The sequence below is a fragment of the Celeribacter ethanolicus genome (genome assembly GCF_002407265.1).
Lineage (GTDB): Bacteria > Pseudomonadota > Alphaproteobacteria > Rhodobacterales > Rhodobacteraceae > Celeribacter > Celeribacter ethanolicus.
The window spans coordinates 1,100,456-1,121,198 of sequence record NZ_CP022196.1; the positions used below are offsets into that span (position 1 = coordinate 1,100,456).

General features: G+C 62.2%; 17 protein-coding genes. 8 read left to right on the forward strand and 9 right to left on the reverse strand.

Annotated elements, in window-relative coordinates:
• Nucleotides 1–171: 171 nt before the first annotated feature.
• The 4 genes from CEW89_RS05325 to CEW89_RS05340 form a co-directional block, all read right to left on the reverse strand.
• Nucleotides 172–1,353: an RsmB/NOP family class I SAM-dependent RNA methyltransferase gene (locus tag CEW89_RS05325; RefSeq protein WP_096805175.1), complete on the reverse strand. Its 1,182-nt coding sequence runs from the start codon at nucleotides 1,351–1,353 to the stop codon at nucleotides 172–174.
• 88 nt (nucleotides 1,354–1,441) lie between these two features.
• The gene (locus tag CEW89_RS05330; protein ID WP_096805176.1) at nucleotides 1,442–2,797 is read right to left on the reverse strand and encodes a tetratricopeptide repeat protein; all 1,356 of its coding nucleotides are present in this window, start codon (nucleotides 2,795–2,797) and stop codon (nucleotides 1,442–1,444) included.
• 236 nt (nucleotides 2,798–3,033) lie between these two features.
• Nucleotides 3,034–4,485 (reverse strand): IMP dehydrogenase, encoded by a 1,452-nt coding sequence (gene guaB, locus CEW89_RS05335; protein ID WP_096805177.1) that lies wholly within the window; start codon nucleotides 4,483–4,485, stop codon nucleotides 3,034–3,036.
• Between the two features lie 162 nt (nucleotides 4,486–4,647).
• The gene (locus CEW89_RS05340) at nucleotides 4,648–5,649 is read right to left on the reverse strand and encodes a TDT family transporter (protein WP_096805178.1); all 1,002 of its coding nucleotides are present in this window, start codon (nucleotides 5,647–5,649) and stop codon (nucleotides 4,648–4,650) included.
• A gap of 192 nt (nucleotides 5,650–5,841) precedes the next feature.
• On the opposite strand from CEW89_RS05340, the gene CEW89_RS05345 reads away from it, so the two are divergent.
• On the forward strand, nucleotides 5,842–6,600 hold the full coding sequence (locus CEW89_RS05345) for an NYN domain-containing protein (RefSeq protein WP_096805179.1): 759 nt from the start codon (nucleotides 5,842–5,844) through the stop codon (nucleotides 6,598–6,600).
• A gap of 35 nt (nucleotides 6,601–6,635) precedes the next feature.
• Here CEW89_RS05345 and CEW89_RS05350 read toward each other — a convergent pair whose 3' ends face one another.
• From CEW89_RS05350 to CEW89_RS05370, 5 genes are all read right to left on the reverse strand, one after another.
• On the reverse strand, nucleotides 6,636–7,727 hold the full coding sequence (locus CEW89_RS05350) for an ABC transporter ATP-binding protein (protein WP_096805180.1): 1,092 nt from the start codon (nucleotides 7,725–7,727) through the stop codon (nucleotides 6,636–6,638).
• A gap of 20 nt (nucleotides 7,728–7,747) precedes the next feature.
• A complete protein-coding gene (locus CEW89_RS05355; protein ID WP_096805181.1) occupies nucleotides 7,748–9,424 on the reverse strand; it encodes an alpha-glucosidase in 1,677 nt (558 codons plus the stop codon).
• Between the two features lie 29 nt (nucleotides 9,425–9,453).
• Complete coding sequence (locus tag CEW89_RS05360) at nucleotides 9,454–10,716, reverse strand: carbohydrate ABC transporter permease (protein WP_096805182.1); 1,263 nt, start codon at nucleotides 10,714–10,716, stop codon at nucleotides 9,454–9,456.
• 10 nt (nucleotides 10,717–10,726) lie between these two features.
• The gene (locus tag CEW89_RS05365; RefSeq protein WP_096805183.1) at nucleotides 10,727–11,728 is read right to left on the reverse strand and encodes a carbohydrate ABC transporter permease; all 1,002 of its coding nucleotides are present in this window, start codon (nucleotides 11,726–11,728) and stop codon (nucleotides 10,727–10,729) included.
• A gap of 159 nt (nucleotides 11,729–11,887) precedes the next feature.
• Nucleotides 11,888–13,168, reverse strand: a complete 1,281-nt coding sequence (locus tag CEW89_RS05370) for an ABC transporter substrate-binding protein (RefSeq protein ID WP_066704906.1) — start codon at nucleotides 13,166–13,168, stop codon at nucleotides 11,888–11,890.
• Nucleotides 13,169–13,603: 435 nt separating this feature from the next.
• On the opposite strand from CEW89_RS05370, the gene CEW89_RS05375 reads away from it, so the two are divergent.
• The 7 genes from CEW89_RS05375 to CEW89_RS05405 all read left to right on the forward strand — a co-directional run bounded on the left by CEW89_RS05375 (nucleotide 13,604) and on the right by CEW89_RS05405 (nucleotide 20,712).
• Nucleotides 13,604–14,632, forward strand: a complete 1,029-nt coding sequence (locus tag CEW89_RS05375; RefSeq protein ID WP_096805184.1) for a substrate-binding domain-containing protein — start codon at nucleotides 13,604–13,606, stop codon at nucleotides 14,630–14,632.
• Nucleotides 14,633–14,768: 136 nt separating this feature from the next.
• Nucleotides 14,769–16,109 (forward strand): GH1 family beta-glucosidase, encoded by a 1,341-nt coding sequence (locus CEW89_RS05380; protein WP_096805185.1) that lies wholly within the window; start codon nucleotides 14,769–14,771, stop codon nucleotides 16,107–16,109.
• 3 nt (nucleotides 16,110–16,112) lie between these two features.
• Nucleotides 16,113–17,087, forward strand: coding sequence for a glucokinase (locus tag CEW89_RS05385; protein WP_096805186.1), 975 nt, complete (start codon nucleotides 16,113–16,115; stop codon nucleotides 17,085–17,087).
• A 184-nt stretch (nucleotides 17,088–17,271) separates the two neighbouring features.
• On the forward strand, nucleotides 17,272–17,553 hold the full coding sequence (locus CEW89_RS05390) for an STAS domain-containing protein (RefSeq protein WP_096805187.1): 282 nt from the start codon (nucleotides 17,272–17,274) through the stop codon (nucleotides 17,551–17,553).
• A complete protein-coding gene (locus tag CEW89_RS05395) occupies nucleotides 17,550–17,915 on the forward strand; it encodes a response regulator (protein WP_066704896.1) in 366 nt (121 codons plus the stop codon). The genes CEW89_RS05390 and CEW89_RS05395 overlap by 4 nt, the downstream gene beginning before the upstream one ends.
• A gap of 9 nt (nucleotides 17,916–17,924) precedes the next feature.
• On the forward strand, nucleotides 17,925–20,240 hold the full coding sequence (locus CEW89_RS05400; protein WP_096805188.1) for a chemotaxis protein CheA: 2,316 nt from the start codon (nucleotides 17,925–17,927) through the stop codon (nucleotides 20,238–20,240).
• Between the two features lie 4 nt (nucleotides 20,241–20,244).
• Entirely contained in the window at nucleotides 20,245–20,712 is a 468-nt protein-coding gene (locus CEW89_RS05405; protein WP_096805189.1) for a chemotaxis protein CheW, read from the forward strand.
• The last annotated feature ends 31 nt before the right edge of the window (nucleotides 20,713–20,743 follow it).

Sequence of the window (20,743 nt, forward strand, 5' to 3'; positions counted from 1 at the left end):
CGATTTTGGCCCGATTTTGGCCGATCCTGACGGATCCTGGCCGAGTTTTGCGGTGATTTGGTTAACGGCTCTTTAATCGGCAGCACAAAACGAGGATAAAACGCGAATAACTATCGGTAAAGTTGTATCCGATAAGAATTTTACACGTCAGATAAAAAGTTGCGTTTTGCGTCAGTTCAGGCGGCGCAGAGTCGCGAAATAGAAACCGTCGCCGCCCTCCAGCGGGCTGATCTGCCTTTGACGGATCGGCTCGAATGCGGCATGGCGCGCCAGAAACCCCGCGACCTGAGCTGCATTTTCCATCTCGAACAACGAACAGGTCGCATAGGCCAGCACGCCTCCCGGGCACACACGCGGGGCGACTTCCGCGAGAATCTCGGCCTGAAGTGCGACCAGCCGGTCGAGCCGGGCCTGGGTCAGAGCCCATTTGCCCTGCGGGCTGCGGGAAAACGCGCCGGAACCGGAACAGGGCACGTCGCAGAGCACCAGATCGTAGGCGGCGGCGAGATCGGCTTTGCGCGCGGTCTGAACCGTGATCCCCGCCCGGGAGGCGCGCGGGGCGATGTCCTGCATCCGCGCGGGGTCGACGTCATGCGCCGTGAGGTTCAGCGCGGCGCGCGCGCCCATGGCAAGGCTCTTGCCACCGCCCCCCGCGCAATAGTCCAGAACCGCCATGCCGTCTTCCAGAGGCAAGCCGTCGATGATCGCCTGCGAGCCTGCGTCCTGCAATTCCACGACGCCGGTGAGATAGGCCTGCGAGCGGGCAACGGCACGCGCACCACGGGTGACTTTCAGGGCGGTTTCGGAGAGCGGATGCGGCACCGCCTCGATGCCGTCGTCGGCCAGAAGTTCGAGCGCATAGCTCAGTGTGGATTTGCGGATATTGACGCGCAGGAAGACATCGGAACGCTGACGCAGGAGGGCGAGCGCGGCCTCTGCATCCGCGCCCAGCGTTTCATCATAGAGCGGCAAAAGCCAGTCGGGGCAATCGAGACGCACACCCCGCGGCGCCGCGTCGAGCGCCGGAGGGGCCGTGCGTTCCTCGTCGGTCAAAGGGCGCGGTGCGAAACGGTCGTCACAAAACAGCGTATCGGGATCGGCACCCTGTGCCCGAAGCGCGCCGATCATCAACTGACGCCCGGAGGGGCGCACCTCGCCCGCCCCACCAAGCCAGCCATAGGACCGTTTGCAGCGCAACGCGTCGAAGACATGATCCCGGATCGCGGCGCGGTCCTTGGACCCGGCGAACCGATGCCCGCGCGCCCAGTTGGTGAGCACGCGCTCGGCATTCTCACCGGCGAGCACATCGTCGAGACATTCGATGGCGGCGGACAGTCGGGCGGCAGGGGTCATTCAGGGCTCCGGTTGCGGATCGGACACGATCCCTCTCCCCAGACCTACACCGCCCCTGCCCGACAATCAACGCGCAGTCACAGGCCGCCTAACGGGCCAGAAGCTTGCCGATCAACCCGGCATCGAGCACCCGGTCGCCGCAATTCTCTTCGCCCGGCAAAGCTTTGCACATCTTGTAGAGCCCCTTGAGCGTGCGCGGTCCGGCATAGCCATCCTGCGCCCCGCCATAAAGCCCCTGGGCCTTGAGATCGGCCTGCAACATATAGATCGCGAGGTTCGGATTGGCCTTGTAGAGCTCCTTGCCAAACCAGTCGGTCATCAGGCCGGGAGTTTCCGCAACGGCCGCCTCGATCCTGGCCGCCATCTTCGGCAGATCCTGTTTCATGCGATGGGTCGCGGCCTCGATCGTCAGAGCGTATTGCGTCCGCTGCTCGGCACTCAACAGATCACCATGGGCCTCAAGCGATGCCAGAGCGCCTGCCGGGTCCTTGCGGATGTTGTAGCGATTGCCGTCGCGTTGCAGCGAAATCAGGTTCAGAAGAGCGGTGACATTGCCATCCTCCGCAGCGGTTTCCAGCTCGGCCAGAGCTTTCGGGCCGCTGGCTTCCATGGAAATCCCCCAGGTCGCACGCTGCGACTCGAGAACCGCGATGCGTTCCTCGCCCGCCGCCCGCGCCTTGTCGGCGAACCCGTCGAACTTGCCGCGCGAATCCGCTCCGAGATAGCCGTACATCGCCCCTTCCGCGAGCGTGACCCACGCCCCGCCCTCGCCCATCTCTCCGGCCCGGATGAGATCGGCCTCGGCGGTCCTCCAGTCCTTTTCACTCCACATCAGCATCGCGCCATAGGCCGCAAGGCCGGAGCCGTCCCCCGCGGCGGCAGCCTCTTCGAACAGCGCCTCGGCGCGTGTCCAGTCTTTCGCCAGAGGCTTGCCATAGAGATAGAATTCCCCGAGCGCGATCTTGGCCGGAACATCGCCCTGCGCCGCCGCACCTTCGAGCAGAGGCAGGCCACGCTCAATGTCCTGCGGCATGACCCAACCGCCGATCAACTGTTGCCCCAGCACCCGCATCGCACTGGCATCGCCCAAGGCTGCGGCGGCGCTCAGGAGGCGGTCGGCCTCGGCGAGATCCTTGGCCAGCGGCGTGCCCCAAAGATAGGCCTGCCCGAGCGTCGATTGCGCCTTGGCATCCCCCGCTTCGGCGGCATGTGTCAGCAAAAGCGTCGCGGCCTCGACATCCTGATCGACACCGCCATAGCCCCAGAGCAGCGCACTGCCGAGCTGCCGCGCCGCGACCATGTCGCCCGCCTCCGCGGCGGCCTTCAGCGCGGGAGCATCAAGATCCTGTGCCCCCCCGGCCAGCGGCAGAGCAAGACAGGCAAGGCTCACCGTCCCCCACAGCGTCCCCCAACGCGCGATTTTCCGAAGTCCCGAATGCAACATGTTCCCCTCCTCTTCCCAGAACCATGGGCGGAAAAGGCAATTCTGCCCCTCTCGCGCAAAGCGCATGTGACACGCTTTCGACGGGCGAGTGAGTCCGGCACCATGGCCATGTCGATATTAGATCATAAAACCAGCGGAATATCAATTTGCCACAGCGTCACGAAGCTGCGGTGCAGAAAATGAAAAAGCGCCACGGTTCATTCCGTGGCGCCTTGCAATCCTGTCGTCTCGAAGCCTCAACCGATGCGGTAGTTCGGGCTTTCACGGGTGATCTGTACGTCGTGGACGTGGCTTTCCTTGAGACCCGAGCCGGTGATCTTCACGAACTCGCAGTTTTTGCGCATCTCGGCCACGGTGGCGCAGCCGGTATAGCCCATGGAGGCGCGGAGCCCCCCGACCATCTGGTGCAACACGGTTGCGACCGGGCCTTTATAGGGCACCTGCCCCTCGATGCCTTCGGGCACGAGCTTGTCGGAGGCTGCGTCTTTCTGGAAATAGCGATCCGCCGAGCCGCGCGCCATGGCGCCCAGCGACCCCATGCCACGATAGGATTTGAACGAGCGGCCCTGATAGAGGATCACCTCGCCCGGAGACTCGTCCGTGCCCGCAATCATCGAGCCGACCATGGCGACGGAAGCGCCCGCCGCGATGGCTTTCGAGAAATCGCCGGAGAATTTGATGCCGCCATCGGCGATGATCGGCACATCGCCCGCCGCCTTGGCGCAATCCATGATGGCGGTGAGCTGCGGCACGCCGACGCCTGCGACCATGCGGGTCGTACAAATCGACCCCGGCCCGATGCCGACCTTGACCGCATCCGCACCCGCGTCGATCAGTGCCTTGGTCGCAGAGCCAGTTGCGACGTTGCCCGCGATGATCTGCACCTTGTCGCCGAAGATCTTCTTGGCCCGTGCAACCGCCTCGATCACCCCCGCCGAATGGCCATGCGCCGTGTCGATGACGATAATGTCGACGCCCGCATCGACCAGCGCCTCGGAGCGCTCGAACCCCGCATCGCCCACGCCCGTCGCTGCTGCGACCCGGAGACGCCCGAGCGCGTCCTTGCTGGCCGAGGGGTTCAGCACGCTTTGCTCGGTGTCCTTGAGGGTCAGAAGGCCGGTGAGGCGGTTGTCCTTGTCGACGACCAGAAGTTTCTCGATCCGGCGCGCTTTCATCAGCGAGATCGCCTCGTCACGGTCGGCGGGTTCCTGAAGGATCGCGAGATTGTCCGTGGTCATCACCTGAGAGACCGGCGTGCCGTCCGAAGTGGCAAAGCGCATGTCGCGGTTGGTGACGATACCGACGATGCGACGATCCGCGTCGATCACCGGGAAGCCGGTGAAATTGTACTGGGCACAAAGGGCCTTGGCATCGGCGATGGTCTGGTTCGCGGTCAGCGTCACCGGATTGTAGACGATGCCGCTCTCGAACCGTTTGACCCGGCGCACTTCGATAGACTGCTGCTCGATGTTGAGGTTCTTGTGGATCACCCCGATGCCCCCGGCCTGCGCCATGGCGATAGCCATGCGGGCTTCGGTCACGGTGTCCATCGCCGACGACAAAAGCGGGATGTTCAGCTGAATGGATTTGGTGACATAGGTCCTGGTATCGGCTGTGGACGGCAGCACGGTAGATGCGGCCGGAACAAGCAATACGTCATCGAAGGTAAGCGCCTCGCGAATCTCCATCGGGTCTCTCCATGGGGGATACGGTTTGGCACGTCCCTATTGCACGGATACCCCACAATGGAAAGGGCGTTTTGTGGGTTTTACAGCGATGCCCCGCAAGATTTAGGGCCGCGCTCCCCTCGGAGGCAGCCCTTTTTCGAGGTTTTGGCAGCAAAGGAAACGTCAGACCGTCGCGGCGTTGGTGGCCTTGGACAGCTTGCCCCGCATCCAGATCTGCATGATCTTCGAGGCGATATAGACGATGATCAGCGTGGCCGCGACCAGTTCGAGCCCGCCGATCAGACGGAACGCGCCCGGCGAGACGGAAGCCACGGCAAACATCAGATTGGCAAAGGCCGCGAGCGGAAAAGTGAAGGCGCCCCAGAGCGCGGAGAACCCTGCCTTGATCAGATAGGGCGTGCCGAGAATGCCGATCACCAGAAGGGTGATGGCGATCAGTCCAAAGCCCGCCGCGGCGGAATTATAGCCCAACAGGACCGAGACGATGCCGAAGAGCGAGAGCGGCGCAATATGGATCGCCAGAAGCGGACGCAGCGGCGCGGGCACATCGGCCTTGAGCACCTGAAGCACGGAGATCAGCCAGATCGCCAGAGCGATCGGCAGGGTGGTCATATAGATGAACTGCGACAGGCCGATCCAGCCCAGCGGCACGGCGGAAAGCGGCGCGAGGATGTAACCGACGAAAGACAAATGCCATGCGGGAGTCACCCTGCGCTGCTCGGCAGGGCCAAGCGCGAAGGACCGCAGGATCAGCAGCGCCACGACGGTCAGTGCCATGAGCGAAAGCACCAGAACGGTTTTCGCAAGGGAGGCCGAATAGGGCACGAGGGCCGCGGCGAAGAGAAAGCCGGTGTCGGCGCCTGCGGCAAGCCCCGCCCGCCCCGGCAGAATGCGCAGATCTTCGGCCATCACGGCGGGACGGCGGACGACTTTGGCGACATAGGTCAGAAGCGCGAAGAGATAGAGCAAAGAGAAGGCCCCTAGCAACATTTCCCCGATCCAGGCGGGGGCGCCGGGGATCACCTTGGCCGCATTGCGCCAGGCCAGCCCGAGGCCCATCAGCCCCATGATCGGCGGAAAGATCGCGGGCGGCGTGGCGCGCCAGAGCCCTTTGGGGGGCGCATTGAAAGGTTTCGGCATGATGCGGGGCGGGGTCTGGGACATGGGCTCTGGCCTTCAAACATATATTTCGAAGATTGAATATCACCCTGCCCGGCCCGTTGAAAGGATTTCATAGGGGCGTATCATGGGGCGCGACGTCGCGGGCGCGACAGGCCATAGTTACGCCCGATTTCCAAACTAAGGCTAACCCTGTTTGAACCAATATCGTTAACCAGATTCCATTGAGATAGCCGAATGAGCACAAGCACTTCACTGCCACGTCTTGCCGTCCTGATCGACGCGGACAATATGCCCGCCCGATATGCGACGGCCATTTTCGAGGAAGTTTCTTCCTTGGGCGAGGCCAGCATTCGCCGGATTTACGGGGATTTCAGCGGGGGCTGTCCACAAGGGTGGAAACAGGACGTGCTGGCCTCTCTCGCCATTGTCGCTCACCAACACTTCGCCAACACCACCGGAAAGAACGCCTCGGACATCGCCTTGGTGATCGACGCCATGGACATTTTACATTCCGGTCTTGTGAGCGGTTTCGTCCTTGTGTCTTCGGACAGCGACTTTACCCGCCTGGCAAGCCGCATCCGGGAACAGGGGCTGGATGTCTTCGGCATTGGTGAGGAAAAGACACCCGCCGCATTCGTCAATGCCTGCAAACGGTTTATCCGTGCCGAAAACCTGTCCTCTTCCGACAGCACATCCAGCACAGTGAAGTCTCTTCAACCCGAGATAGAGACCACCAAACGCGTAGCGCCGGTCAAACAGGAAAGCCCCAAGCGCCTCATCGAGCGGGCGATGGACAAGATCGAACAGGAGAGCGATTGGTATACGCTCAGTCAGATCGGCAACGCCATACGCGCAACAAAGCCTGATTTCGATCCCCGCAACTATGGGCATACGAAATTCGTGACACTGGTCGAGAAACTCAACGGTTTCGAGATCAAACGTCAGGGCGGCACCCAAGTGTCGGTTCGCAAAACATCTGCAAAGCAGAAATAAGGCCGCCCAAAGGCGGCCCATTTAGCTCACAGGGTTCACCCTTTCGGACGCATCGACAGCCCGTCGGCAAAGAGATGCACCTTTTCCGGCGGGGCGGAAAGCCTCACGGTCTGTCCCTTGAGCCCCGCGTGAATGCCCGGCAGTTTGGCAATGATCGGATCGTTGCCACGCTCGGCCACGAAATACAGAAGCGTCACCTCGCCCAGAGCCTCCACCACATCGACCACGCCGTCGAGGATCGCTTCGCCTTCCGCGAGGTGCATGTCTTCGGGGCGCACGCCGATGTTGACGCGACGGCCCATGTCGGCCTCCACCGTCGGGATCGCGGAGGTGGCGATGCCCTCGCCGTCGAGTTTCACCCGGGTCATCGCGCCGGTCTCGATGATCTCGCCCGCCAAAAGGTTCATCGCAGGCGAGCCAATGAACTGCGCCACGAATTCATTGTCCGGGCGCTCGTAGAGATCGAGCGGGCTACCGACCTGGGCGATACCTTTGTTCGCGAGCACCACGATGCGGTCGGCCAAGGTCATCGCCTCGACCTGATCGTGGGTCACGTAGATCATCGTGCTCTCGGGCATGCTTTCCTTGAGCTGGGCAATCTCAAGCCGGGTGGCGACACGGAGCGCAGCATCGAGATTCGAGAGCGGTTCATCGAAGAGATAGACCTTCGGGTCGCGCACAATGGCCCGACCGATGGCGACACGTTGGCGCTGACCGCCCGAAAGCGCCTTGGGCAGACGGTCGAGGTAGTCTTCGAGCTGAAGGATATGGGCGGCGCGCATCACCGCCTCCTTGATCTCGGCCTTCGATTTCTTGGCGAGTTTGAGGGAGAAGGCCATGTTGTCGTAGACGGTCATATGCGGGTAGAGCGCATAGGACTGGAAGACCATGGCGATCCCGCGTTGCGCGGGCGGCACGTCGTTGACCAGAACGCCGTCGATCTCGAGCGTGCCGCCGGAGATTTTCTCCAGCCCCGCGATCATCCGCAAAAGCGTGGATTTGCCACAGCCCGACGGGCCAACAAAGACGATCAATTCCCCGGTCGCGATGTCGAGATTGATGTCCTTGAGGACTTCGACCTTACCGCCGTAGACCTTCGAGACATGTTCCAGTTTCAGATCGGCCATAACTCTCTCCCCTCGCGCTCTTATTCCTGTTCCGGGTCTTGTCCCGATGTCTCACGCAGCATCAGCGCCGGTTGCCACGGCCCCAGATGCAGCTTGCCGTCTTCCATCGGAGAGGCCGAATTCAATTCGCTGCCGACATGATGCCAGTTCCCCCCGGGCGCGTCGAGCGTTGCGGGCTGATCGGACAGATTGAAAACGCAGAGCAACTCTTCCTCCGCACTCTTGCGGGTGAAGGTCAGGCAGGCCCCCTGCACCTTCATGTCGACCATCTCGCCACTTTTGAGCGCCGGATGGGCGTGACGGAAGGCAATCGCGCGACGGTAGTGATGCAGGATCGAGCCCGGGTCGTATTCGGACTGCGCCACGGACAACGACAGGTGATCGGGGCTGACCGGCAACCAGGTGCGCGGCGCCTCGGAGAAGCCGCCGTGATGCTGGGTCTGATCCCAGACCATCGGCGTGCGACACCCGTCGCGGCCTTTGAACTCCGGCCAGAAGCGGATGCCATAAGGGTCTTGCAGATCCTCGAACGCAACATCCGCCTCGGTGAGGCCAAGCTCCTCGCCCTCATAGATACAGGTCGAGCCGCGCAGGCACATCATCAGCGTGGTAAAAGCACGCGCCCCCATCGGGTCGAGATGCCAGCGCGACATGTGCCGCACCACGTCGTGGTTGGAATAGGCCCAGCAGGCCCAGCCGTCGGAAGCCACCTCGGCCACCTTGTCCATCACCTCCTTGACATAGCCGGGCGTCGGCGTGTCGCCGGACAACAGCTCGAAGGCGTAGCACATATGCATGAGGTCATCGCCACGGGTGTATTCGCCGAGGATTTCAAGACCACGCTGATCGTCTCCGACTTCGCCCACCGCAGCCGCATTGAACGGCTCCATCACCGCCCGCAGCTTGCGCAGGAACTCAAGGTTTTCCGGTCGGGATTTATCATAGATGTGATCCTGCCATGTGTAGGGGTTCACCGCCGGCGCGGTCTTCGCCTGCCGCGCTTCGGGCGGCAACGGCGGGTTGTCACGCAACTCCGCATCATGGGTGTAGAAGTTGATGGTATCAAGACGGAACCCGTCGACGCCACGTTGCAGCCAGAACCGCGCCACATCGAGTAGCGCCTCCTGCACCTCCGGTTCGTGGAAGTTCAGGTCGGGTTGCTCGACGAGGAAATTGTGCAGGTAATACTGCATCCGCCCGGCGTCCCATTGCCAACCGGAGCCGCCGAAGATCGACAGCCAGTTGTTCGGCGGCGTGCCGTCTGGTTTGGCATCGGCCCAGACATACCAGTTCGATTTGGCATTGTCCTTCGACGACCGGCTTTCCGCGAACCACGGGTGTTGATCCGAGGTGTGCGACAGAACGAGGTCGATCATCACCTTAACACCCAGGCTGTGCGCCGTGTCGATCACCGCGTCGAAATCGGCCAAAGTGCCGAACATCGGATCGACATCGCAATAGTCCGACACATCGTAGCCGAAATCCTTCATCGGCGAGGTGAAGAAAGGCGAAATCCAGATCGCATCGACACCGAGCGAGGCGATATACGGCAGGCGGTTCACGATGCCCAGAAGATCGCCGACCCCGTCGCCGTTGCTGTCCTGAAACGAGCGCGGGTAGATCTGATAGATGACGGCGCCGCGCCACCAGTCCTTATCACGGGTGAACCCTTTGGGGGAGGAAGAGGATGCGTTCATGATTTTGCTCTTTTGTTATGTCGTGCGTGTCACTTGACGGACCCGGCCAGAAGGCCGCGCACGAGGTATTTCTGCATGAAGAAGAAGACGGCCAGCGGCACGGAGATCGACACGAAGGCTGCGGTCGCGAGGATTTCCCAGTTGCCGCCCCGGGTGCCCAGAAGCTCGACGATCTGGCGCGTCATCACGGTGGTCTCGCCCGAACTGTCGATCAGGAAAACCAGCGCCACAAGAAGGTCGTTCCAAGTCCAGAGGAACTGGAAGATCGCGAAGGAGGCGAGCGCCGGGAAGGAAAGCGGCAGGATGATTTTCGTGAAAATCTGGAAATCCGTCGCGCCGTCGACGCGGGCGTTTTCGATGATGTCCTTCGGAAGGCCGACCATGTAATTGCGCAAAAGATAGATCGCAAGCGGCAGACCGAACCCGGTATGCGCCGCCCAGACGCCCAGATAACCCTTGGAATTGATCGTATCGCCCGGCGCAAAGCCCAGCATCTGACCCAGAGAGCCAACCGTCAGGAAGCGGCGCGCATTGGCCGGATCAGGTGTGCCCATCAGGTCTACGAACCATTCGACCACCGCGCCATGGAAGGACAGAAGCGGAATCAGCGCCAGTTGCAGCGGCACCACGAGAAGCCCGACGATCACCGCAATCAGAAATGCGCGGCCCCGGAAATCCATCCACGCCAAAGCATAGGCCGCGAAAGCCGCGATCAGGATCGGAATGACAGTCGCCGGGATCGTCACGGTAAAGGTGTTGATGAAGGCCTTGCCCATCTTGTCCGTGGCCTTGCCGGAGAACAGCACGGTGCGGTAGTTCTCCAGCGTGAAGCTGGGCGGTGTCCTGGCGGTGAGGAACACCCGCTCACCGCGCGAGCCGGAATATTGCGTCTCCCCGACCAGCCGGTAATCGCCGTTTTCCTCGACTGTCAGCAGACCGTCTTCGCCCAGATCGGCGGTCTCCCCGGCCTTGTAGGCGTCGATGGCGCGTGAAGACGTGCCCCAGACCGAAATCGTGCCGGGCTTGTCGCCCTCTTCCGCGAAGAGATTGCCCGCGATGACATATTTGCCGTCGATCTGTTGCTGCGTCTCGGGTGCCGCGGTGCGGATCATCGTGTTCTGCACCTGCGGGAACAGCGCCTTCCACCAGCCGGAACCGGAGATCTGATCGGCCGTGCGGAAGGACGAAACGAACAGCCCGACCGTCGGGAACAGCCAGAGAAAGACGAGCAGAGCGACCGAAATATGCGTGGCCCAGATCAGCGCGGGTTTCTTGCCGGCAATATTGTCCATGGTCCTGCCCTCACTTCATCTCTTTGCGTGCGTTGTAGACGTTCCAGACCAGGATCGGCGTCACCAAGAGCATGATCACCATGGCCGCCGCCGAGCCAACGCCCCAGTCACGGGCGCGGAAGAGTTGGTCGTACATGTAATTGGCCAAAACCTGCGTCTCCCATTGCCCGTTGGTCATGGCGAAGACGATGTCGAAGATTTTCAGCACGGTGATGGTGATCGTGGTCCAGACCACGACGATGGTGCCCATGATCTGCGGCACCTTGATGCGGAAGAAGATCTGGAACGGGTTGGCGCCGTCGACGATGGCCGCCTCGATGGTTTCCTCCGGCACGCCTCTGAGCGCCGCCGAAAGGATCACCATGGCGAACCCGGTCTGAATCCAGATCAGCACCACCATGAGAAAGAAGTTGTTCCAGAACGGCAGGGTCAGCCAGTTGATCGGCTCCGCCCCCCCGAGGCCAAGGTAGATCGCGTTCAGAATGCCGATCTGTTCCGTGCCCAGAGGCCGGGCGTCGTACACGAGTTTCCAGATCACCGCCGCGCCAACAAAGGAAATCGCCATCGGCATGAAAATCAAGGACTTGGCGATTGAACCCCAACGAATTCGGTCGGTGAGCTGCGCCACCAAAAGCCCGAAAGCGGTGGACATCGCAGGCACCACCAAAAGCCAGAATGCGTTGTTGCGCATCGCCTCCCAGAATTTCGGATCGCCGGACATTTTGCGGTAATTCTCGAGCCCGACATAGGCGCCGCCGAGATCGCGGTCGGTGAGAGACAGCCTGAGCGTCTCGACCACCGGATAGGCCAGGTACAGCCCAAGTGCCAACAGCCCCGGCAGCAGGAACAGCCACGGACGGACAAGATTCGCCCGGTTGATGTTGCGCCCGGCATGCGGACCACGGGCCGGAAAGATCACCTTGTCGAGAATGATGTTGGAAAAATAGAAATAGCCGATACAGGCGCCGACGCCGATGGCGATGGTCAGAAGACCCTGAAAAGCCGGATGCATTGTCTCTCTCCCCTTCGATCTGTCGCGCCGCGGTCTCCTGACCGGACCCGCCCTCCCCGCCTGATCGTTTCTCCCCGAACCGGGGGCCATCTTGAGCGGCGCGGACGTGAAAGTCCCCGGCCCCGAAGGGCCGGAGAGCCTTTTGGGCTTAGACGCAGATTATTTCAGCGCATCCCAGGAGGCCTGGATCGACTTGGCGACATCCTCGGCGGATTTGCCACCGGCGTAATCGACCATACCGGTCCAGAAGGAGCCTGCGCCCACGCCGCCCGGCATCAGGTCGGAACCGTCGAAGCGGAAGGTGGTCGCGCCGAGCAGGATCTCGTTCATCGCAGCAGTCGCCGGATCGCCGAATTTCGACGCATCGACGCCTTTATGCGGGGTCAGGAAGCCTTTTTGCGACATCCAGACCTCATGCGCCTCAGGCGTTTCGAGGAATTCGATAAACTGATGCGCCGCCGGGCTGTCGTTGGTGATCGCCCAGAGCGTGCCCGCGCCCAAGACCGGATTGCCGAGATCTTTTTCCGCATAGGACGGGAAGTAGAAGAAATCGACATCTTCCCCCTCGACGGTGCCTTCCGGGAAATAGGCCGGGATGAACGACGCCATACGGTGCAGGTAGCATTGCGGCGGCGAGGTGAAGAGACCTTTCGGGCTGTCGCGGAAGTCGGTCGAGGCCACCGCGGAAGCCCCACCGGAGACGAAGGCGTCGTTGCGGGCGAACCAGCCGAATTCCTCGATCGCAGCGACCACGCGCGGGTCGTCGAATTTCACGCTGTTGTCGACCCAGCCGTCATAGACTTCGGGCGGCTGCGTGCGCAGCATCATGTCCTCGACCCAGTCGGTTGCCGGCCAGCCGGTCGCGGCCCCGGACCCCAGACCGATACACCAGGGCGTCTCGCCATCGGCAACGATCTGTTCGGTGAGCGCTTTCAGTTCTTCCATCGAGGTCGGGACCTCATAACCCGCATCCTCGAAGTTTTCCGGCACGTACCAGACGAGGGATTTCAGATCGACCTTGTAGAAGAAGCCGTAAAGCGCCGGGTTTCCGTCGGGCCCCACAGACGTGCCGAGATCGACCCAGGACTGACCGGCAGCGTAATTGTCGCGCACCCAGTTTTCCACGTCGGCGCCCAGCGGCGTCAGGAAGCCGCGCTTCGCCATGTCGGAGGCCAGACCCGGCTGCGGAAAGACGGCGATGTTCGGCGCGGAGCCCGCTTCGGCGTCGATCACGATCTGCTGTTCAAAACTGTCGGAGCCGACATAGGCGACATCGAGACCACTTTGTTCTTCGAAAAGCTCCAGAACCTTCTCGACCATCTCCTGGTCGGCGCCGATCCACGGACCGGCAATGGTCAGATCCTGTGCCTGCGCGCCTCCAGCCAAGCCGACTGTCGTCAGGGCGAGCGTCGCAGCGCCGGTCATAAGTGTCTTTTTCATGTAAAACCTCCCAGTTTTCAGACCCGGACACGGGTGAGGAAATCTTAGCGCTACCAGCCCGAAAATCAATCACTTCCCACAGGATCAAAGCGCTTTGACGCCCACACCCTGTCGCAAGCCCGCCCCCGTGTCAATGACACGGATCAAGGCAGGCTTCACGGCGCGGGAGAGATGCCGCACGACTTCCGCAACGTCATTCCGCAAGGATCGCACAGGCCTCGCATCGGCATCGCACCGGCCCGGACGACAGAAACGCGGCCCAGAAGCGCTCCCGAGAAACGCCCCGGCGTGACATGGTCCGAAACTCGCGTCTTTACCTCCGCCCCGCGCTCGGTCTAGCGTGGCGAAACACCACGCAACGGGTCATCCGCGCACATCCGGGCCCATGTGACGCCTGCGTGGCTCGCACGACGCCATTTCACCAACGGGGATCACATGAACCTCAAAGAGCTTTCAACCCTGCTCGGCCTGTCCCAGACGACGGTCTCCCGCGCCCTGAACGGATACCCCGAGGTCTCCGAGGTGACGCGGCAAAAGGTGATGAAAGCGGCGCGCAAGCACAATTACGCCCCGAACCCCCGTGCCCGGGGCCTCGCGACCGGGCGCAACCATGCCGTCGGCCATATCATCCCGCTCTCCAAGGGCCATGAGATGGTCAACCCGGTGTTCGCCGACTTCATCGCCGGCGCGTCGGAGATCTACTCGCGCGAGAACATCGACATGTTGTTGACCGTGGTGCCCGACAGCGGCGAGGCCGACGCCTATCGGAAGATCGCGGCCAAGGGCTCGGTCGATGGGGTAATCGTGCATGGCCCCAAGGCAGACGATCCCAGAATCAAACTGTTACGCGACATCGGCATGCCGTTTGTCGTGCATGGACGGTCCGGCAGCGCCGATGAAAACGACTATGCCTGGGTCGATATGAACAACCAGCGCGCCTTCGAGCGGGCAACGAAATTTCTCATTGACCTGGGGCACCGGCGGATCGGCCTCCTGAACGGGCTGGAGACGATGGACTTCGCCGCCAAACGCCGCGAAGGCTATCGCGCAGCCCTCGACGCCGCCGGGATCGAGGAGGATCCGAGCCTCTGCCACAGCGCAGAGATGACCGAGGAATTCGGCTATGTCGCCGCGATGAACGTGCTGAACCGGCCCGATCCGGCGACCGCACTTCTGACCTCCTCGATCATCATCGGCTATGGCGTGCGCCGAGCGCTCGACACGCTCAAACTCACCATCGGCAAGGACGTCTCGCTGATCGTGCATGACGACGAACTGTCCTATATGCGCAACGGCAGCTCCGAACCGATCTACACCGCGACACGGTCTTCCGTGCGGCTGGCCGGGCGGATTTGCGCGGAGATGCTGCTCGAACAGATCGCCCACCCCGAGCGCCCGCCGCGCCACGAATTGCTCGATGCCGATCTGATCATCGGCCACACCACCGGCCCCGCCCCCCGATAACCGCAGGATCCTTGCGCCAAATCATGGCGTGCCGACAGCGGCGCTGTTAGCTCAAAAACTCAAAGCGCTTTGAGCTTGCCCGAAGCCGCACCTTCTCGCTATAAGCGCATCCAGCCCTTCACAGATGGAGCCCCTGATGACCTCGATCGCCTCGCTCACCCGGAACGATTTCCCCGACGGCTTCCTGTTCGGCGCCGCCACCGCCGCCTATCAGGTCGAAGGCCACAAATTCGGCGGGGCGGGCTCCTGCCACTGGGACACATTCGCTGCCACACCGGGCAACGTGCTGCGGGCCGAGGATGGCGCGCTGGCCTGCGACCAGTATCATCGCTACGAGGAAGATCTGGACATTCTCAAGGCCGGCAATTTCGACGCCTACCGGTTCTCCACGAGCTGGGCACGGGTGATCCCCGAGGGCCGGGGTGCCGTGAACCGTGAAGGGCTCGACTATTACGACCGCCTCACCGATGCGATCCTCGAGCGCGGGATGGAGCCGCATGTCACGCTCTATCACTGGGAATTGCCCTCGGCGCTCTCGGACCTGGGCGGCTGGACCAACCCGTCGATTGCCCGCTGGTTCGGCGATTTTGTCGAGGTGATCGACGACCGGATCGGCGACCGGGTTGCCAGCTATGCCACGATCAACGAGCCGTGGTGCGTTTCCTACCTGTCGCATCTTCTGGGCCATCACGCGCCCGGGCTGCGCAACATCCGCGCCGCCGCGCGTTCCATGCATTATGTGCTCAAGGCTCATGCCGAAGCCGTCGCCCGCCTGCGTGGCCATGGCCGCAACAACCTCGGCATCGTGCTGAATTTCGAACATACCCAGCCTGCCACGGATGACCCCAGGGACATTCGGGCCGCCGCCACACAAGACGCCACCCACAATCGCTGGTTCATCGAAGCCATCGCCAAGGGGCGTTACCCGACAGAGGCGCTCGAAGGGCTCGAGCCGTATCTGCCGCGCGACTGGCAGGAGGATCTCAAGGCGATCTCGCGGCCCATCGACTGGCTCGGCATCAATTATTACACCCGCAATCTGGTGGCTCATGACGCCGAAAGCCCCTGGCCCTCGACCGCCCCGGCCGCGGGCCATCTGGCGACGACGCAGATGGGCTGGGAGATTTGCCCCGAAGGCCTTGAGGCGCTGCTCCTGCGGCTCAAGGAAAGCTATGTCGGCGACCTGCCGATGATGGTCACGGAAAACGGCATGGCTTGGGACGATCATGTGCGAAACGGTGTCGTGAACGACCCTGAACGCTGCGGCTTTATCCGTGACCATATGGCGGCGATGCAGCGTGCCATTGCGGCCGGTGTCAACCTCAAGGGCTTCTTCTACTGGTCGCTTCTGGACAATTACGAATGGGCCTTCGGCTATGAAAGGCGCTTCGGGATCGTGCATGTGGACTTTGAAACATTGAAACGCACCCCCAAAGCCTCGTATCACATGTTGAAAGCCCTTCTGGAACGGACCTGACCCATGCCGCAGCACCCCGCCGACACTCTCACCCTCGTGGCCGATATCGGCGGGACCAACACCCGTGTGGCGCTGGCCGACGGCGTAAGCCTGTTGCCGGAGACGATCCGGCGCTATTCGAACCGCAAGTTTCCGGGACTCGAAAGCGTCTTGCGGCAATATGTCGAGGATGAGGGCGGCGTGGATTGCAAGGGCGCCTGCGTGGCGCTCGCCGGCCCGGTGCGCGACGGGGTCGGCACGATGACCAATCTCGACTGGACCATCGACCGCGACACGCTGCACCGCGCCACACGGGCCGAACATGTCTCCATTCTCAACGACTTGCAAGCGCAGGGCCATGCTTTGGGCCTGATCGCACCGGACAACATCCGCCCGGTGATCGAGGCCCCAGCCGCGCCCTCGCAGGCGGTGCGTCTGGTGATCGGCATCGGCACCGGATTCAACGCCTCGCCGGTGTTCGAGACCGAAACCGGTCGTTTCGTCGCCCCCTCCGAAAGCGGTCACGCCAACCTTCCGATCCGCACCCCGCATGAGCTCAAACTCTGTGAATTCGTTGAAACCGCACATGGCTTTCCCGCCATTGAGGACGTGCTTTCGGGCCGTGGCCTCGAACGCACCTACCTGTTCCTCGGCACCGAGGCCGGGACCCCGCGCGAGAAATCCGCCGCCGACATCATGGCCGCCGTTGAGAGCGGCGAGGATGCCATCGCCACCGAGGCCGCCCGGCTTTTCGTCCATATGCTCGGCACAGTGGCCGGAAACCTCGCACTCATCCAACTGCCGTTCGGCGGCATTTACCTTGTCGGCGGCGTGGCCCGTCACATCGCGCCTTACCTCGATCGCTTCGGCTTTGACGACGCGTTTCGCGACAAGGGACGCTTTGCCGGTTTCATGAAGAATTTTTCCGTCTCCGTGATCGAAGACGACTATGCGGCGCTCACCGGATGCGCCTCGCATATGCACAACATCTACCCGTAATTCATTGACATAAAATATATTTATCAAGCCCCCTCTAGGCTGAGACAGGGGAATTTTCGGTTTCCATAAAAATCGAGCCACGTAACCTCGTTTTAACTCCCTTGCCCTTACACAAGATCTCGTGACCGCAGTTGTAAGGGAAATTTGAGATGTCTCACCCCTGCCGTAATGAAGGTGTGCGCACATGACCACACATGTGCAACTCCACGACCGGCTCGATTATCAATCCGTGGCTCCCCTGATGGCAGAGCTCACCGCCATTGCCGACGACATGCTGGTGATCGACGCCGGCAATGTCCGGCATCTCGGCACCCTGCCACTTCAGGTGCTCCTCTCCGCGGTCAGGACCCGGGCGGCGCAGGGCAAGATCACGCGTCTCGCCCATGCCTCCGACAACTGCATCGACATGCTTGGCCTCTTTGGCTTTACCCCCGAAACCCTGACCCAACCGGAGGCCTGGACATGAGTCTGGAAGTTCTCGCTGTCGACGACAGCCGCACCATGCGCGATATGCTCAATCTCGCACTGTCATCGGCGGGCTTTACCGCCCATCTCGCCGAAGACGGCATTCACGGTCTCGAAGTGCTCGAGGACATCGAGCCCGACGTGATCATCACCGACATCAACATGCCACGCATGGACGGGTTCGGTTTCATCGACGCCGTACGCTCCGAGGACAAATGGAGCCGCATCCCGATCCTCGTGCTGACCACGGAAAGCGCCGACGAGCTCAAGGCCAAGGCCCGTGCCGCCGGTGCCACCGGCTGGATCGTCAAACCGTTCGACCCCGCCAAACTCGTCAAAGCCCTCCAAATGGTGGCTGGTTAAGAGGTTCCCATGTCCGACCCGATGGCAGAAATCCGCGCCTCCTTCTTTATCGAATGCGAGGAACTCCTGGAAAGCCTCCAGGATGGTCTCCAACTGATGGATGACGGCGACACAGATCCGGAAACGATCAATATCGTGTTCCGCGCCGTGCATTCGATCAAGGGCGGCGCGGGAGCTTTCGGGCTCGACGACCTCGTGCATTTCGCGCATCGCTTCGAAACCGCGATGGATGAAGTCCGCGCCGGGCGCTTCCAGCCGGATGGCGAGGCGATCCGCCTGTTCTTCACCTGCGCCGATGTGCTGGGCGATCTCGTGCGGGCCGCCCGCGACGATGACGCGGTGTCCTCCGAGGTGACCGATCCGGTGCTGGAAAAGCTCGAAAATCTCGTCGGCGTCGAAGAAGAATCCGAAGAGGAACTCGATTTTACCCCTGCCACCCTGTCACTGGATTTGTCTCTGGATTTCGGGGGCGATGCAGGCCTGCCGAATTTGCCGGACCTGTCCGACCTGCCCATGGCCGGAGCCGACGAATCCCCCTTGGATCTGAGTTCCTCAGAGGAGGCCACCGAACCGCTGGTGGCCAGCAAGGGGTTCACCGTCTTCTTCAAGCCCGAACCGGCCCTTTACATCTCTGGCAACGAACCGCTCTACCTGTTCCGCGCCCTGCGTGACCTCGGCGATCTCGCCGTAACCTGCCATGCGGCCTCTCTGCCGCTTCTGGACTCGATAGATCCCGACATCGGACATCTGTCATGGACACTCACGGTGCATACCGAGGAAAGCGAACAGACCGTACGCGAAGTGTTCGAGTTCGTTGACGGTCTGTGCCAGCTCGACATCACACCGCTGGCGGCAGCGCCCGTGGCGCCCTCCCCTGCATCCGTCGCTGTCGTACCTGCCCTCCCTCCCCTGCCGCCTCTCGTACAACCGGAACCCGTCGCAGCCCGACCGGCCCCCGACCCCGCGTCCACTGCCACGCCGAACGATGCACCTGTCACAGCCGCCCCCAAGCCCGAAGCACCGCAGGAAGAAGCCTCCCCCGCGCCCGTGAAGAGCTCGGCCACAACCACGTCCGAAGGCACCACCCCGACCAAGACGACCGGCACACCGACGCAGCCGCGCGCCACCGTGCGCGTGGATCTTGAGCGCATCGACCGTCTGGTGAACCTTGTGGGGGAATTGGTGATCAATCAGGCCATGCTCAGCCAATCTGTCACCGAAGCCGGCCTGCCGCCGAACTCTCCGGTGTCCACCGGGCTCGAGGAATTCCTGCAACTGACCCGTGACATTCAGGAATCGGTGATGATGATCCGCGCCCAGCCGATCAAGTCCCTGTTCCAGCGCATGGGCCGGATCGTCCGCGAATCCTCGGCTTCGGTCGGCAAGGAGGTGCGCCTACACACCGACGGCGAGAACACCGAAGTCGACAAGACCGTCATCGAGCGCCTCGCCGACCCCCTCACCCATATGATCCGCAATGCCGTGGACCATGGCTTGGAAAGCCCCGAGAAACGCCTTGCAGTGGATAAATCCCGCGAAGGTCACGTCACACTGACGGCACAACACCGCTCCGGGCGCATCGTCATCGAAGTGAGCGACGACGGCGCCGGGATCAACCGCGAACGCGTCAAGGCGAAAGCCATCGAAAAGGGTCTCATCCCCGCCGAAGCGCAACTCAGCGATGGCGACATCGACAACCTTCTGTTCCTGCCCGGCTTTTCCACGGCGCAGGAAATCTCGAACCTCTCCGGGCGCGGGGTCGGCATGGATGTGGTCAAAAGCTCCATCCAGGCGCTGGGGGGGCGCATTGCGATCACCTCGCAGGAAGGCAAGGGCACGACCTTCTCAATTTCCCTGCCGCTGACATTGGCCGTGCTCGACGGCATGGTCGTGCGCGTTGCCGACGAAACCCTGGTCGTGCCGCTCAATGCCATTCTCGAAACGCTCACCCTCACCGACGACGACGTCAAGGCGCTCGGCCCGGAGACCCATGTGGTACAGATCCGCGGCGGTTTCGTCCCGCTGCTCGATCTCGGCGCGGAGCTTGGCTATCGCCCGCCGCAGGAAAGCTATGTCGGCGGCATCGTCCTCCTGATCGGGCAGGAAGACGGCAACCGCGCAGCCCTCGCAGTGGATGCGATCGAAGACCAGCGTCAGGTCGTCATCAAGGGGCTCGAAGGCAGCTACGGACGTGTCCCGGGCATCGCCGCTGCCACCATCCTCGGCGACGGGCAGATCGCGCTCATCCTCGATCCGACCGATCTGGTCAGCCAAGCCTCCGGGCGCACCCGTCCCCGCAAACCCCAGCATGCTCTTGTAGGATAAGACAATGACCGACAACGACAAACTGACTTCCTCATCGTCTATCGAACTCTTGTCCTTCCGCGTCGGCGGTCAGGACTACTCGGTGGACATCATGTCCGTCCGCGAAATCCGCGGCTCCGCCAAGGCGACCTCCCTGCCGCATGCCCCCTTCTTCGTCAAAGGGGTCATCAACCTGCGCGGCACCGTATTGCCGATCATCGATCTGTCGGCGCGCCTCGGATTGCAGACCGGTGAGGATTCCGAACGCAACGTCATCATCGTGGTCGACCTCGGGGAACGTACCGCCGGTCTCATGGTCGATGCCGTGTCCGACATTCTCGCCATCCCCTCCGAGGAGATGCAGCCGCCGCCCGACCTCGCCGCAGACGAAGCCCGCACCTTCGTATCCGCCCTGACCATCGTCGACGGCCGGATGATCCGTATTCTCGATCTGGAAGCTGTCATGCCGCCGCAGGGCGAGGAGGTCGCTTGAGCGAGTTGTCCCCCATAAGCGGACGTCCCAG

What these genes read in the sequence shown, in the direction of transcription:
- CEW89_RS05325 (WP_096805175.1), bottom strand. Translation starts at nt 1,353, where the DNA reads ATGACCCCTGCCGCCCGACTGTCCGCCGCCATCGAATGTCTCGACGAT.
- CEW89_RS05330 (WP_096805176.1), bottom strand. Translation starts at nt 2,797, where the DNA reads ATGTTGCATTCGGGACTTCGGAAAATCGCGCGTTGGGGGACGCTGTGG.
- guaB (WP_096805177.1), bottom strand. Translation starts at nt 4,485, where the DNA reads ATGGAGATTCGCGAGGCGCTTACCTTCGATGACGTATTGCTTGTTCCG.
- CEW89_RS05340 (WP_096805178.1), bottom strand. Translation starts at nt 5,649, where the DNA reads ATGTCCCAGACCCCGCCCCGCATCATGCCGAAACCTTTCAATGCGCCC.
- CEW89_RS05345 (WP_096805179.1), top strand. Translation starts at nt 5,842, where the DNA reads ATGAGCACAAGCACTTCACTGCCACGTCTTGCCGTCCTGATCGACGCG.
- CEW89_RS05350 (WP_096805180.1), bottom strand. Translation starts at nt 7,727, where the DNA reads ATGGCCGATCTGAAACTGGAACATGTCTCGAAGGTCTACGGCGGTAAG.
- CEW89_RS05355 (WP_096805181.1), bottom strand. Translation starts at nt 9,424, where the DNA reads ATGAACGCATCCTCTTCCTCCCCCAAAGGGTTCACCCGTGATAAGGAC.
- CEW89_RS05360 (WP_096805182.1), bottom strand. Translation starts at nt 10,716, where the DNA reads ATGGACAATATTGCCGGCAAGAAACCCGCGCTGATCTGGGCCACGCAT.
- CEW89_RS05365 (WP_096805183.1), bottom strand. Translation starts at nt 11,728, where the DNA reads ATGCATCCGGCTTTTCAGGGTCTTCTGACCATCGCCATCGGCGTCGGC.
- CEW89_RS05370 (WP_066704906.1), bottom strand. Translation starts at nt 13,168, where the DNA reads ATGAAAAAGACACTTATGACCGGCGCTGCGACGCTCGCCCTGACGACA.
- CEW89_RS05375 (WP_096805184.1), top strand. Translation starts at nt 13,604, where the DNA reads ATGAACCTCAAAGAGCTTTCAACCCTGCTCGGCCTGTCCCAGACGACG.
- CEW89_RS05380 (WP_096805185.1), top strand. Translation starts at nt 14,769, where the DNA reads ATGACCTCGATCGCCTCGCTCACCCGGAACGATTTCCCCGACGGCTTC.
- CEW89_RS05385 (WP_096805186.1), top strand. Translation starts at nt 16,113, where the DNA reads ATGCCGCAGCACCCCGCCGACACTCTCACCCTCGTGGCCGATATCGGC.
- CEW89_RS05390 (WP_096805187.1), top strand. Translation starts at nt 17,272, where the DNA reads ATGACCACACATGTGCAACTCCACGACCGGCTCGATTATCAATCCGTG.
- CEW89_RS05395 (WP_066704896.1), top strand. Translation starts at nt 17,550, where the DNA reads ATGAGTCTGGAAGTTCTCGCTGTCGACGACAGCCGCACCATGCGCGAT.
- CEW89_RS05400 (WP_096805188.1), top strand. Translation starts at nt 17,925, where the DNA reads ATGTCCGACCCGATGGCAGAAATCCGCGCCTCCTTCTTTATCGAATGC.
- CEW89_RS05405 (WP_096805189.1), top strand. Translation starts at nt 20,245, where the DNA reads ATGACCGACAACGACAAACTGACTTCCTCATCGTCTATCGAACTCTTG.